The organism is [Scytonema hofmanni] UTEX 2349 (assembly GCF_000582685.1).
In the GTDB taxonomy this organism is placed as follows: Bacteria; Cyanobacteriota; Cyanobacteriia; order Cyanobacteriales; family Nostocaceae; genus Hassallia; species Hassallia hofmanni.
On sequence record NZ_KK073768.1, the window covers coordinates 4,949,246 to 4,964,596 of the forward strand.

At 41.1% G+C, this 15,351-nt stretch carries 9 protein-coding genes; 5 read left to right on the top strand and 4 right to left on the bottom strand.

The features are described from left to right. Positions 1-717: 717 nt before the first annotated feature. The 3 genes from TOL9009_RS0127595 to gshB all read left to right on the top strand — a co-directional run bounded on the left by TOL9009_RS0127595 (position 718) and on the right by gshB (position 3,307). Entirely contained in the window at positions 718-1,467 is a 750-nt protein-coding gene (locus tag TOL9009_RS0127595; protein WP_029636419.1) for a PEP-CTERM sorting domain-containing protein, read from the top strand. 448 nt (positions 1,468-1,915) lie between these two features. Then, on the top strand, positions 1,916-2,188 hold the full coding sequence (grxC, locus tag TOL9009_RS0127600; RefSeq protein ID WP_029636421.1) for a glutaredoxin 3: 273 nt from the start codon (positions 1,916-1,918) through the stop codon (positions 2,186-2,188). 114 nt (positions 2,189-2,302) lie between these two features. Then, positions 2,303-3,307 (top strand): glutathione synthase, encoded by a 1,005-nt coding sequence (gene gshB, locus TOL9009_RS0127605; protein ID WP_029636423.1) that lies wholly within the window; start codon positions 2,303-2,305, stop codon positions 3,305-3,307. 45 nt (positions 3,308-3,352) lie between these two features. On the opposite strand, the gene ftsZ is transcribed toward gshB, so the two are convergent. Further along, on the bottom strand, positions 3,353-4,633 hold the full coding sequence (gene ftsZ / locus TOL9009_RS0127610) for a cell division protein FtsZ (RefSeq protein ID WP_029636425.1): 1,281 nt from the start codon (positions 4,631-4,633) through the stop codon (positions 3,353-3,355). Between the two features lie 1,271 nt (positions 4,634-5,904). Continuing rightward, on the bottom strand, positions 5,905-6,753 hold the full coding sequence (locus TOL9009_RS0127620; protein WP_029636429.1) for a cell division protein FtsQ/DivIB: 849 nt from the start codon (positions 6,751-6,753) through the stop codon (positions 5,905-5,907). A gap of 775 nt (positions 6,754-7,528) precedes the next feature. On the opposite strand from TOL9009_RS0127620, the gene TOL9009_RS0127625 reads away from it, so the two are divergent. Continuing rightward, positions 7,529-8,869 (top strand): ATP-binding protein, encoded by a 1,341-nt coding sequence (locus TOL9009_RS0127625; protein ID WP_029636431.1) that lies wholly within the window; start codon positions 7,529-7,531, stop codon positions 8,867-8,869. 369 nt (positions 8,870-9,238) lie between these two features. Next, complete coding sequence (locus TOL9009_RS0127630) at positions 9,239-14,398, top strand: WD40 domain-containing protein (protein WP_029636433.1); 5,160 nt, start codon at positions 9,239-9,241, stop codon at positions 14,396-14,398. A gap of 136 nt (positions 14,399-14,534) precedes the next feature. Here TOL9009_RS0127630 and TOL9009_RS0127635 read toward each other — a convergent pair whose 3' ends face one another. Both TOL9009_RS0127635 and TOL9009_RS49735 read right to left on the bottom strand, forming a co-directional pair. Beyond that, positions 14,535-14,876 carry a hypothetical protein gene (locus TOL9009_RS0127635; protein ID WP_029636435.1) on the bottom strand — a complete coding sequence of 114 codons (342 nt, stop codon included), beginning with the start codon at positions 14,874-14,876 and terminating at the stop codon, positions 14,535-14,537. A gap of 156 nt (positions 14,877-15,032) precedes the next feature. Then, positions 15,033-15,155: a hypothetical protein gene (locus TOL9009_RS49735; RefSeq protein WP_260675953.1), complete on the bottom strand. Its 123-nt coding sequence runs from the start codon at positions 15,153-15,155 to the stop codon at positions 15,033-15,035. Between the last annotated feature and the right edge of the window lie 196 nt (positions 15,156-15,351).

Below are 15,351 nucleotides of genomic sequence, written 5' to 3' on the forward strand. Positions count from 1 at the left end.
TCTAGAGTCTCAAAACCCTTGCACAATCAAAGCGCGATCGCTAGGTAAAGAAAGGAAACTGAGCAACGAAACAACCATTTTGTAACCTGTGTGGCTTCTAGATTCGCTTTAAAGACTTATTCAGCAAGCCCTAAATACACTTTTTTAAGTCCGCCTGAGCGGACTTTATTTGTTTATAGGTATTCAATTGCTAAAGACACGTTTATAGGTCTACACAGTTGATTTTACTAAGTTCCAAGAATCATCCCGCATTGATGTTTATCTGGGGATAATACGGTCTTTAACTAATAACTTCCACAAATATTTATTTAGTTTTCAGTATTATTAATTAAGTATTTTTTCTCATATATATTTAATTTTATCTATTTTCAAAATTCGTCAATATATCCAAAGATATTCTTCCAAACCTTATAGTGTTTGTATTTACAGATTTTCATATAAAAATAAAATTGCTATTTATACGTAAATCTATAGATAAATATCCTATGCTAATTTCAGTGTTTTTACAAAATAAATAAAATAAATTGTTTTAAGAAAAAATTATATTCATATTTATATGAAGCTTTTACATTTAGAAAAAACAAATAAAGATATGAATAAAACGCACGATATGACTAGTCAAAAATTCTTTTTTCCGAACATAATTGTGAAGTGAGTTACAACAGTTCACACAAGAGATTTATTTCCTTTTTCAAGAAAGATAATTTCCAAGTCAAGATGCCCAGAAAATTTTCCCAAGCAGTTTTTGGATTATCAATTACATCTGTAATTGGACTCTATTGTTTAGCATTAGCTCCCTCAGCTTTAGCAACAAAGGATGGCGGTAATAATAAAAATCAAACTCCCACCACAACTAACACTTCCAGCAACACTACTTCCAGCACAAACACTGGTTCTAGTTTGGCTTGTAATGTTACCGATGTCTTAATTGGAAAAACTAATGCTACTGCTTGTAAAGGACCCTTTAATGGTAATGACACAGGGGCAGAAACCCCCTTACTTACTGAGTTGAACGACGATTTATTCGATCTTGGTTCTAACGTCACTTGGTCGCTAGCTGGGAAATCGGACTCGAACGAAAACAATCTCTTTGGATTTAAAGCACAAAACGGCTCTGATACTGGCTCATGGGGTCTAGGTAAAGCACTTGGCAGTGGTCCGAGTACATTCGTGATTAGCCTCAAGAGCAGTACCGAATACAGCGCCTATCTCTTCAAAGACATTGATTTTACGAAAACAGGTTTAGAAGGAGTCTTCAATACCATTGGCGTTGCTCTAGCTGGAAATGGTAAAGAAGGTAAAGGTAAGGAACTGTCTCATGCTTCATTATTTGTAGCTTCTTACGTAAAGCCCCCCGAACCCCCAAAAGTTAGAGTTCCAGAACCGAGTGCTTCCATAGGTCTTGGTCTAGTTGTGGGTGGAATGCTCATTGCCCGACGTCGCGAGTCTAAAAATGTGCAGAAGTAAATAACCGATCATCAGGTGTAAAACTACAGCAATAAACCTAATTTGAGGAAAAACTAAGCTTTTCATTAAGCGATCGCTCAGTGTAAAAAACAAGGAGATACGTAAAAAGTCAACTACGAAGGGATTTTCAATTTACGTGTCATATGTGTATCCGAAGAAGCGAAAAATTGACTTAATAGCTTGATAGCGGAGCTGATTTCCTCAGGCAATGTCTGACGAAAAGGCTCCGCTCCTTTATTATTAGACTCAAAGCTCCTCGCACTGGTTTTTTCAAGTCAGACAGCAGAAGAAAGGAAAAAGCAATTATCATGGGTTATTGAGAAACTACAGATCATCACCGACTAAGGAAGCAGATAAAAGAGGATCGCCCCAAAACGGCATAGAGCGGCTACAACAGCCAGTAACAAAGTTCTAAAATTAAGAAGCATTAAATAAAGTTGAGGGCGTTATGGCTGCTAAAGTAGAAATTTACACTTGGAGAACTTGCCCGTTTTGCATCCGTGCCAAAAGTTTACTGACGAGAAAAGGCGTTGAATTTCTTGAATACAGCGTTGATGGAGACGAGGCAGCACGCGATAAAATGACTGAAAGGGCAAATGGACGACGCTCTGTGCCGCAAATTTTTATTAACGATCGCCACGTAGGTGGATGCGATGATATACACGCTTTAGAGGCTCAGGGCAAGCTAGATGAGTTACTAGCTGCGACTAATAATGTCTAAGTTTCTCAGATGAGTGCGATGTCTTTTCACAAGATACTATGCACATCGGTCAAATCGTCAGGGGATAATCTAAATTGATAACAGCGGAATTTCCTGGCGATTGAGGCATTAAGCGTGAAACTGGCTTTTATAATAGATCCTATCTCTACTCTTGACCCGTGTCATGATACCAGCGTTGCTTTGATGGAAGCAGCACAAATCTTAGGACATGAAATTTGGGTAACTCAAGCAAATTTGCTGAGTGTGGTAGACAGCAAAGCTTGGGCATTGTTAGAACGACTAGAACTCGTACCAGTGCAGTTGGTGGAAGGACGCTATTTAGCGGCGAATCCTTGGTACAAATTAAGCGATCGTACCCTGACTAACTTGGAAACAATGGATGCCGTATTTATGCGGACAGATCCACCAGTTAATGTTCCCTATCTTTATGCTACATACATTCTGGACTACATCGACCAAAACAAAACCCTGGTGATTAATAGTCCCAATGGTATTAGAGCGGCAAACGAAAAAATGTATGCCCTCCAGTTTACCAAAGCAATTCCAGAAACCATTGTCAGTGCCGATAAGCAATTTATTCGGGAATTTGTGGAAGCAAAAGGTGCAGCAATTCTCAAACCATTGGGAAACAAAGCTGGAGAAGGGATTTTATTTTTGCAAGCAGGCGATCGCAATTTCAACTCCATAGTCGAACTCAGTACCCTTTTAGGTCGAGTTCCAGTTATGGTGCAAACCTATCTACCCCAAGCAAAACAGGGAGACAAACGAATTATCTTGCTTGACGGGGAACCAATTGGTGCCCTCAATCGCCTTTCATCTGGAAGCGACTTTCGTAATAACATGGCAACTGGCGGTACAGTTGCTCAAACCGAAATTACCCCTAGAGAATATGAAATTTGCACCCAATTAGCGGAAACTCTACGTAAAGACGGTTTAACTTTTGTTGGTATTGATGTTATCGGTGGCTACTTGACCGAAGTCAACGTCACCAGTCCCACCGGAATTCGCGAAATCGATCGCCTGGACAACACCCATCTTGGTCAACAGGTAATTCAATGGGTTGAGCAAGCTTTACAAGGCAAAAGTTCAGTTCCTAACCCTGCTCCCGATGAAACCTGATAACTGGAATTAAGGCGCCATTCGCTACTAGCTAATGCTGTCAGCTTAAGGCTTGGGTCGCCGTCGTTGTAAAAACTCAGGAATATCCAATCCGGATTTTTCTTTGGGTTCTACAACTGGTGTTGGCTCTTTTACTGGTGGCTGGGGTGCCTGTCGTCTTGGTGGTGGAGTTACTACCCTGGAATTAGCTACGTTTTGCGGTGGTGTGCCTTGCATTTCACCTGTAAATCCTGTGGCAATTACGGTAAGTCTGACTTCACCTTGCAGCCTGTCATCAATCACCGCACCAAAAATAATATTGGCGTTGGGATCGACTACTTCGTAGATTGTTTCTGCGGCAGCATTTACTTCATGTAAGGTGAGGTCGCTACCACCGGTAATATTAAAAACAACTCCTCTAGCTCCTTCAATAGAGCATTCTAGTAAGGGCGAAGAAATAGCTGCGATCGCAGCTTCTCTTGCCCTTGACTTCCCGGAACTAACACCGATCCCCATCAACGCCGATCCAGCATCTGCCATTACCGCTCGCACATCGGCAAAGTCAACGTTGATCAAACCGGGGATCAAGATGATATCAGAGATACCTTGCACCCCTTGACGCAGCACATCATCTGCATAGCGAAAAGCCTCTTGCATCGGTGTTTGCTCTGGAATTACTTCCAGCAGCTTGTTATTCGGGATGATAATCAGCGTATCTACCCTACCTTTGAGAGCTTCAATACCTTGCTCGGCTTGGCTGGTGCGTCGGCGTCCTTCAAACAAAAATGGACGTGTTACCACACCAACTGTCAGAGCGCCCATTTCTTTGGCGATTTCGGCGACAATTGGCGCTGCACCCGTACCTGTACCACCACCCATGCCGGCAGTGATAAACACTAAATCGGCACCTTCTAAAGCTGTCGCAATTTCGTCCCGCGATTCCTCAGCAGCTTTTTGACCAATAGCCGGATTGCCACCGGCGCCTAAACCTCGCGTCAGCTTTTGTCCTATTTGTAAGCGTTTGGAAGCCTGTGCTTGTGTTAAGGCTTGGGCATCGGTGTTTGTTGTCCAAAACTCTATCCCACTCACATCAGAGGCAATCATGCGGTTTACAGCATTTCCACCACCCCCACCCACACCAATTACTTTGATGTTGGCGACTCGACCGGGAACAATATCGCCAATTCGGGGATCTTCAGTGGGTATTCGTTTAATATCGTTATTTTGTCCGAAATTCAGTCCGGCATGATTAAAGGGATTGGCGGGGTTAACTGCCAGTGGGATTCCTGGCTGTCCCGGTAACTGGGAGTTTATATAACTAAGTTTTTGGTTATTATCAAGTGTCATTGGATTGAAAAGGGTAGATAAACGAATTTTTCAGGTGTTATTCACACTAGGAGTCAACTATATTTGACGATGCCATAATATATAGCTATGTTCTTTCTTGTTCTCACTTATTGCAACCGTAACAGGATTAGAAACGCGAAATTTTACTCTTGGATCGACCATTAACGCACCCGATCGCCCGTATGTTCCTTTCTTAAGTTGCCCCAGGACGACTTATTCCCTATTCCTATAAAACAGGGCAACCTTGCCCAAAGCAAGCCTGTTGTAAATAATCCGTAAAGCGATCGCCCGGATGTTGCCCAGCAGTAATCCCTCCCTGTTCCTCTGGAATAGGGCAGCGTTCCTTTCAGGAAACCTGGGCAACAGGACGCGCTACGCGAGCGCACACCCAATTGTACAGAAATATACCTATATTTACCTAAAATAGCTCTGTATAACTTCCACTTCTCCTTAATTTCTTTACTCCTATTTTTCTCTCCATTGATTTTGTATCCCCAATTACCTCTCCTTTTTTTTACTAGTAAGTTATATTGGTGATTAAATTTACCATTATCACTCTTAGGAATTGTTTCTACGACCACTTGAAATTTGCTGTCAAATATGAAATGGCATGAGTAATACCACCAATTGCCCCTCGTTGCCGCTACACATTTCGCGTACAAATGTGGAGAGCATTTTCCCAAGGAAAGACGCATTTGCAGAGTATTTCGTTGCAAGAGCGTCTCCGGCAGGAGAAGAAAAGCGCGAACATCTAAAATAGTCCTGGATATCTGTGGATCTAGTAAGCAAGGAACCGTCTCCCATTGTGAAAGTGAAAGTCTCTCCCAATCACTTATCCTGGATAACTCAGAGTTATTTAGTATACACGCAACTTTTATACTAACAATTTGATGAGCGCAATTCCGGGTGAATTGTGTAGCTTCTAAAGACCCGCCATGACGTGTCTTGTCTTCCTTAATGATATGGTTAATCAGTTTGAGCATTCAGATTATTGCAACTGAGAACACAAAATTTAGCTTATACTTACTTATTCTTAAACTGGAGGTAACAAATGATTTACTTAATTCGCACTCTTGCCCTCTTCAGGCTTATGTTAAGGTAACAATAAGCGGGGTTTTACTCCCTAAGGCAAGATTTTATAATTGTTTCTCCTATTGTAAGAGCGAAGTTAACGCCGATTTTTGTGTATGTTGTGGGAAAACCAAATTTCTTGGCATAAAACTTATTTATTGACTCTGAGAAATTAGAGTGTTCTCACCCGTTTAATCTTTTTAACGAGTTTGAGAGTTAGACTTGACTGTTTTTTGGTTCATTTGTACTAAAGGGGATTCCGGATTTTTCAGGTCGATATATTCTATCTGATTAGGATTAAGTTGTGCAGGTAAATGGCTCATTTGGGCGAGAACTTTGATTTGTTCGCTTATTTGGGGACTCATAGCACCGAGATGCACATATCCTAGTTCTGTTTTCAGAATTATATTTGTTGGATCTTGGCAATCAATTAAGGTGACTTTAACGGAACTTTGGCTCACAGATTGATAAAGTTGATTCCAGTAAGGACGGTATTGTTCAAAGGAACCAATAACTATGAGAGTGGGCAACTTGACGGTAGGATTAAGTAATGTGTATTTTTCTTGATTCATCCAAATTCCATTTGCATCTAGTAACCCCGTTGATGAAGCAATGTTTGTGCGAGGAGTAAGAGTTGCTTGTTGATGCCTTTGCGCGATCGCCACAGGTACTCGCTCCTGAATATCAATAATTAATCCAGGTGGAAACAGACGACGCTTAACGCTTGCTTTGGCAATAGTTGGTTGTTTTGTCAAAGAGTCAGCGATGGAAGACGGTTCAATTCTCCATAAAGACTGCGGATAGGATAACACCAGCACTTTTTGGATCGCTTCAGGAGAAAGTGAGCGATCGCCTGATTTAATCTCAATTTGTTTGGGATTTTTTAGCACCCACATCGGTTGACTTGCCACCCATAATAAACCACCCAACAGACTACTAACGGCAAAGGTTCGCCAAATAGCCTGAAAAATTTTCATTTGCCGTTGCCGACGTAATTTATGACGCCTCACTCGCAAATCCGTGGGGGAAACTGATACCATGCCAGCCATTCAAACTCCTTTCACACATGGAAGTATAAGAACGTTGATACGTCAATTAATTTAAGTAAACGCACTTAAGCTTTGTCATTAGCCGTTATCTTTCAAACTTTTTTACCTATGTATGTAACACTTTACCTGCGCTCAAAGCCTACAACATAGGTATTGAAAAATAGAGCGTAATTTAAATTTACTATTCTGGATGAATAATAGCCGTTGCACCAGGAACAAGTTTTATGTAAATGCTCTGAATTTGGACGCGATCAAAGAATCAACCAGAAAAAAAAGAAAACCAAACTTGTATGAAGAAGTCATAGTTGGTACATAAAGTTATTGAAAATTTTTTCTGAAAAAACTGTAAGTTTTTATTTAGACGTATAATAATATATATACTTAAGCATTATTGACGTCAATGCCAAACAATGCTATTTAAGCATGATGTAAGTTATTCGCATCTTGCTATAATTACTACCTTTCCTACTTGATCGGGATTTATACCAACGAAGATTATACCGAAAAATAGGTTTCTATCCCAGATTAACCCACTTGCAGAAGATTTGTTTAACTTCAAATTGTTAAAACGGCAACAGTATCTGTAAAAATAACATATAGACTTAATGTATCAGGGACAACAAATAAATCTCTGCCTGAGTAGAATAGTTGCTGTTAAAGTGCGTCTATCGCATCGAGAACTGTTCTTCTTAAGACCTAAGTTGTGAGTTAATCATCAACCACAGTTTTAGTTAGAGATTGTTTGTATATAAACATACAAGTTGATTGCATCTACATGAAAACCACACTAAATTTGTCAACTTTTTATAAAGCCTGCAACCCAAGCTACACCTTAAATATGAGTAATGCGCTGGATCGGCAGTATTACATAGATTTTTCGGATGTACGTGGTTGTAAGATTGTTGAAGAGTTACAACGGACAATCGTGCGTATTTCCCCGGATGAGCCGACTTGCCAGTTATTTACGGGTCATATTGGTTGCGGTAAATCAACAGAATTGCAGCGTCTCAAAGCCGAGTTGGAGTTAGCGGGATTTCATGTCGTTTATTTTGAGTCCAGTCAAGATCTGGATATGGCGGATATAGATATTAGCGACATTTTGCTAAGTGTAGCCCGTCAAGTCAGTGTCAGTTTAGAAGCGATTGACATCAAACTCAAACCAGGTTATTTTGCCAACTTGTTTAAAGATATTGGGGATTTTTTACAAACACCCATACAGTTATCAGCTGAGGCAGAGTTTTCCTTAGGTATTGCCAAAATCAGCGCCAAAGCAAAAGATAGCCCTCAGATGCGTACTCAACTGAGGCAATATCTGGAACCGCGGACTAATAGTATTTTGCAAGCGATTAACGAAGAGGTTTTAGACAAAGGCATAGAACAGCTAAAACTGAGGGGTCAAAAAGGACTGGTTGTCATCGTTGATAACTTAGATCGAGTAGATATGCGTACATTAGCATCCGGGCGATCGCAACCAGAGTATCTCTTCATCGACCGAGGCGAACAACTGCGTCGGCTTAAATGTCATCTAGTTTACACAATTCCCTTACCATTACTTTTCTCCAACGAGTACGAAACATTAAAAAATCGCCTGGGGGGAGGTATTGCTCCCAAAGTCTTGCCAATGGTGTTGGTGCGGCAAAGAGATGGAATTGACTACGAACCAGGTATGTCACTACTAAGCCAGCTAGTATTAGCTAGAGCCTTTCCGGAAGTTCCTTGGAATACCAGACCCTCGTTAATAAGCGAATTATTCGACCATCTAGAAACACTAGATCGTTTATGTCGGGTAAGTGGAGGTCACATCCGTAACTTACTAGGACTGCTTTATAGTTGCCTGCAACGGCAAGACCCACCTTTTACTAGAGACTGTTTAGAAGCGGTGATTAAAGATTACCGTGACGATTTGCTCTTAGCGATTAAGGAAGAAGAATGGGAATTGTTATTTGAAGTAGTACACCAGCAAAGCGTTCAAGGGGAGTCTGATTACCAAAGATTACTGCGAAGCATGTTGATATTTGAATATCGCGATCGCATCGGACGCTGGTTTGGCATCAGTCCTGCCTTGGCAGAAACAGAAAAAGTCGTGACTTGGCAGCAAAATAAGGCAAAAATATAAGCACCTATAAGCGATGCATCTCTGGTCTTAGCTGTATATACAACAACTGAGAACTTAAAAATTCAGGCGTTGCTGAATAAAGGTATGAATCTGCATGTAGGGCGTTTCATGAAACGTCTCTACTAAAAGATTTTGGTATTAAAGAAAATCAGATTCATACATCAAACGCATCTTATTTTTCTAATCCTTACTGGGCAAAGGTTTTATCCATTGTTTAGTTTGGTGACTACAATTTATAACCCTTGCTGGGCATCAATTACAGAATTTAGATGCGTTTGCCCTGAACGTCAAAATTCAAGTATGCTGGCAGCATACTTGAATTTTTGATGTGGCATTTTTTCTCTTTATTTAATAGCCCAGTTTTGAATTATGACATCACAATTAACACATGCAAGCAAACAAAGCCAAAATCAGCATTCTCTACTAAGGCTAATTCGGGCGATCGCACTTTCCAAAAATCAATTTGCCCTGATTTTAGTTAGGTGTAATTATATGCAATTACGCTCTTCAATGTTGGAGCGTCTGCGCTTTCTCACCAAAGATATCAATTTACGAGAAATTTTTCTTGAACCATCAACTACTACCTTACACACCAAAATAATATCAGAACTATTTCTCGATAATCCTATCGTTGCCACAGATTCATTACCGTCAGTTGTGATGATTTCTGGTCTAGAATCAGTCACTCACCTCGAAGACCTATTTACTAACATCAACCAAGCACGAGATATCTACGCCACCAGTCTTCCTTTTCCATTAGTCTTATGGCTACAAGATGAAGTAGCAACATCCCTTTCTCGGTTAGCACCCGATTTTAAAAGCTGGGCGGCAACCACCATTAAATTTGAAATGGCTGCTGACGATTTAATTACTTTGGTGCAGCAAGAAACAGAATTTATCATTGCCAAAGTTTTAGAAGCTGGTGCCGAAAAGTTTTTATCTAATGCTGATCTTAATTTAGCTCTTCATACTCAACATTGCCGCGAAATTGAGTCAGCCCGTAATGATTTGCAACGTTTATATAACGTCACTTTAGAGCCAGAATTAGAAGCCAGTTTAGAATTCGTATTAGGGCGCGACGAATACGTCGATGATCAAATAGATAATGCTTTAATTCATTATCAAAAAAGTTTAACACTTTGGAAGCAGGCAAGGGAACAGGGGGACACGGAGGACAAGGGGGACAAGGAGGACAAGGAGGACACGGGGGACAAGGGGGACAAGGAAGAGACCACTATTACTTCCTCATCTCCCTCATCTCCCTCATCTCCCCCCCTCCCCCCATCCGCCCAACTTGGGCAAGCGGTAGTATTATTTCATTTAGGACTGTGTTATCGCCGGATGGGAGATTTACACCCAACTCTGGGCAGAACCTACTGGCAAGATGCTTTATTGTGGTTTAAGCAATGTCTTGAGGTATTGGAAACAGCGCAAAGAAAAGACTTAGTTGCTAAGTTTATTTTGCCTGTGCTTGATATGCTACAACGCCTACAAGCTTGGGAAGAATTGCAGAAATTAGCCGAAAAGTCTCTGCGACTGCATGAAATTTATGGTACTTCGGCACAAATGGCTCAAGATTATGCTTTTTTAGCAGATGTAGCGGCTTATGAGTCTAATTGGTCACTAGCTCATGAATTAGCAAATACAGCACTTTCTATTTCCGAAAATGCTGCCGATGTTTCCCGACAGCAGGAAAGTTGGTATCTTTTATTGCTGGCACGCACTCAGCGACATTTGGGTGAGTGGGAGGAAGCTATCAATAATTTGGAATGGGCGAGAGTAGTTTGTGAAGTACAATATGAGCCATCGCTATATTTGCAGATTTTAGAGCAGTTGCGATCGCTCTACTTTTTTGGGCGCCACGATTACAGTGAAGCTTTTAGCCTCAAGCAAGAAAAAATTCAAATAGAGCATCAGTACGGCTTTCGCGCTTTTATCGGTCCTAGTCAATTGCAGTCACAACGCTACAGAATTAATCCAGTTTTGGAGCCGCAAAAAAGACCGTTTATTCCTGAGGGACTTGCCCAGGAAATTGCCGCTTCTGGAAGGCAGCAAGATATCAATCGCTTGATTGAAAAAATTACCCGTGCTGACTGCAAACTTACAGTAATTCATGGACCTTCAGGTGTTGGTAAAAGTTCACTTCTCAAAGCTGGTTTAGTACCAGTTTTAAAGGAAAAAATAATTGGCGAGCGCAGACCTTTGCCAATTGTTTTATCTGTTTATACTGATTGGATTACAGCTTTAATACGTAGTATTAATCAGGTATTAACGCAAAATGAAAATTCCATAATCGAAGAAAATTCTTCCAGCATACTGCTAGAAAAAGTTCGCTTCTTAGCCGAACGGAATCATCTAGTAGTTATTATATTCGATCAACTGGAAGAATTGTTTTTTCTTAATAAGAATTCCGCAGAAATAAGAGAATTCTATAATTTTTTTAGTGGATGTTTAAATATATCTTTTGTAAAGATAATTATTTCTTTACGAGAAGACTATTTACATTATTTATTAGAATTTGAACGTTTGAGCCAACAAAAGAAACAAGGTAGGTTATACGATTTGGGAATAATTAATAAAAATATTCTCGATAAGAATATTCGTTACTACTTAGGAAACTTCTCTAGCCAAGATGCAATCAGTATTATCCACAGTTTGACTAAACGTTCACATTATGAATTGAGCGATGAATTAATTCAGCAACTAGTCAAAGATTTAGCAGGGGAACTGGACGAAGTACATCCAATCGAATTACAAATAGTCGGCGCTCAACTTCAAGCAGAAAATATTACCACACTTGAACAATACAAGCTTTGTGGCGGGTCGAAAAAACTAGTGCAGCGATGGCTTGAGGAAGTAATTAAAGATTGTGGTCGAGAAAACGAACAACTAAGTTGGAAATTATTGTTTGAGTTAACTGATGAAAAAGGCACAAGACCATTCAAAACAAAAGCTGATTTGGTGACTGCTTTGGTAATAGGAGACAACGAATTATCTCTAAAATACAATGAAGAGGAATTTTTTGTAGAGATAGAAGAAGACGATAAAGACAATATAAAAGAAGAAATTACGCCAATAAGTGTCTCGACTCTGGAATTGATTTTAGAGATTTTGGTGGGTTCAGGCTTAGTATTGCGAGTATGGGAAGAATCAGGCGATCGCTACCAGCTAGTTCACGATTATTTAGTTGAACCAATTCGCCAAAAAACCGATTATGGAATGGTAGCCGAACTAGAAAAAGTTCGCTTTGAAAAAACTAGAGCAGAAGTAGCCCAAAAACTCTCTCAAGACCAATTAAATTTAGTTTTGCATCGACGACTGCGAGAAGCACGCATAGCAGGCTTATCGCTCTTCATCATGCTAGGCACAATTGCAACATTATGGTGGCAAGCAGACTCACAAAAAAGAGCCGCAGTACTTCAAACTTTACGAGCCGAACGCAGCGAAAACAACTTTAAAATTAGTGCCCTGACTGCTACTAGTGAAGCGCTATTTGCCTCAAATAAAGAGTTTGATGCCCTTTTAGAAAGTTTGCGGGCTTGGCGACGACTCAAACAGTCAGATAAAATCCAACCAGATACTCGGATGCGGGTAGTGACAGCACTCCAGCAGGCAGTTTATGGAGTAACCGAGGTAAACCGCTTGGAAGGGCATGGTGATATTGTGTGGGGTATAACTTTCAGCCCCGATGGTCAGTTACTAGCATCAGGTAGCCGCGACAAAACAGTCAAACTGTGGCATCCTGACGGCTCCTTATTCCAAACCCTTAAAGGTCATAGCGATGCTGTTAGCAGCATTAGTTTCAGCCCCGATGGTCAAACTCTCGCTTCCACCAGCATTGACAAAACAGTGCTTCTTTGGCACAGAAACCCTACCAATGGCGAATTTGACCCCCAACCATACAAAACCTTAAAAGGACATGGTGACTGGGTTTACAGCGTTAATTTCAGTCCTGACGGTGAGTTGTTAGCTACTGGCAGTAAAGACGCAACCATTAAACTTTGGCGGCGCGACGGTAGTTTAGTAAAAATACTCAGGGGACATAAAGTAGCAGTTAATTGGGTAACTTTCAGTCCCGATGGTCAGTTCATCGCTTCGGCAAGTGACGACAAAACAGTGAAAATCTGGCGCCGAGACGGTAGTTTAGTCACAACTTTGTTAGGACATGAAAAGGGAGTGACTGTAGTCAATTTCAGCCCCGACGGTCAACTATTAGCATCAGCAGGTCGAGATAAAAAAGTGATGCTTTGGCGACGTGACAAGAGTACTCAAGATGTCCTCAAGTTTCATCCTTATAGAATTTTACGGCAGCATACAAGTACAGTTTGGAGCCTCAATTTCAGTTCCAATGGTCAACAGCTAGCTTCAGGAAGTGATGACAATACCATCAACCTTTGGAGTGTTAGCGGTACGTTACTCAAAACCTTGAAGGGACATAGCGATGCGATCGCCGGTGTCGCTTTCAGCCCAGATAACAAAATTTTGGCATCAGCAAGTTATGACAAAAGCGTGAAATTATGGAGCTTAAATCCTCCCAGACTGCCCATCCTGACTGGACATAAGGATCGCGTTTTGAGCGTTGCTTGGAGTGCCGATGGCAAAATGTTAGCTTCAGGCAGCCGCGATCGCACTGTAAAACTCTGGCAACGAGAAATTACTAATAAAGGCGTTGTCACTCAACTTTATAAAACTCTCTTGGGACATACTGATAAAGTTAGTAGTGTCAGTTTTGACCCAACAGGTCAAGTACTAGCATCAGCAAGCTATGACAAAACTGTGAAGCTTTGGCAGCGCGATGGCTCCTTACTTCATACTCTCCAAGGGCATAGTAATAGTGTGATGAGCGTCAGTTTCAGTCCCGATGGTCAGTTACTAGCATCAGCTTCTAAAGATAAGACAATTAAACTTTGGAATCATGAGGGGAGTTTGCTAAAAACCTTGAAAGGACATCAGGGCTGGGTAAATAGCGTGAATTTCAGTCCTGATGGTCAAGTTATAGCCTCTGCCAGTGATGACCAAACAGTCAAACTTTGGCGTCGGGATGGTACTTTGTTAAAAAGTTTTTTACCCCATGAAAGTTGGGTTTTAGGTGTGAGTTTTAGCCCTACCGATCGCCTGCTAGCTTCTGCCAGTTGGGATAACACAGTTAAGCTGTGGCGCCGGGATGGCACCTTGTTGAAAACCTTGTTAAAGGGGTACAGCGATAGTGTTAACGCTGTCACTTTTAGTCCCAACGGTGAACTTCTAGCCTCTGCTAGTTGGGACAGCACTGTCAAACTCTGGAGTCATGAAGGCAAATTGATCAAAACCCTCAACGGACATCAAGGTCCAGTATTAAGTGTCAGCTTTAGCCCCGATGGTCAAACACTCGCATCGGCTAGTGGTGACAACATGATAATTTTGTGGAATTTAGATTTAGACGACCTGCTGCTTCGTGGTTGTAGCTGGATGAGTGATTACCTCAAGCATAACCACAATGTTGAAGAGCGCGATCGCCATATGTGTGATGATATTACCCTAAAGCGCTAATTGGGCAATGGGCAATGGGCAATGGGCACGCTCGGAGTGAGAATTAAAGAAGTAAAGCAAGTGCGTGAATAAATACGATTCTTTCCATGCCCCATGCCCCATGCCCCATGCCCCATGCCCCATGCCCATTACCCAATCAAGGTTCTGATGGCTTATCTTTGAGTTCCTCGCTTTCTGAAGGAGCTTCTTGCTGCATATTTGCTATATAGGCTTGTAGCCTCATGCGCTCAATATAGGGCCATCCTCCCTCAGACTCAATGTCTTTTAGTAGTGCGTAGAGTGCCTGACGGTTATCAGGCAAATTTTGTTGAAATACCCCATCTCGGATCTCTCGGTGTAACTGTTCTAACTGCCGTAGCAACGCCAAAAGCGCGATAATATCCCCTTGACAATTCACAGATGCATCATCTACGGCAGTTGCGATCGCTTGCAATTTAAAAGACAACTTCTCTTGTTCAACATTAATCTCGTTGTTCATGCCACTGTATATCTGTTTAGGAGGTCTACTCAAATTTACCGGAGATTTTTTGCTTTCATGTGTTTGCTAGCAAACCTCAGTGTAAAAAAAGACTTATAGTTTTGGGGCTGTTGACTACCTCAGTTAGGGAAATGTATAAATTTATGTATACGAAACTCAAAGCGCGATCGCGCTTCTAGTATAAATATCTGGGAACACACGCGATCGCCGGAATGTTGTCGTTTTGCAGTTAGGCAACAAGATTATGAGCGCGATCGCTATTTTCTGACCTGAAATCAAACAGATGCGATTTTTACTTCCAAAAAATCGTATGATCTGGCTTAGTTTAATTCCATAAGACAATTGGCTGTATGTAGTGCCGACATCTACTTAACAACCAACGAATGATTGTCTACGCTATGGATGCGATCGCTATAACGAAAAAACTGTTACTGATGGCAACCTGAAGCCTGATAATGACAAAAGGGTAAAAACG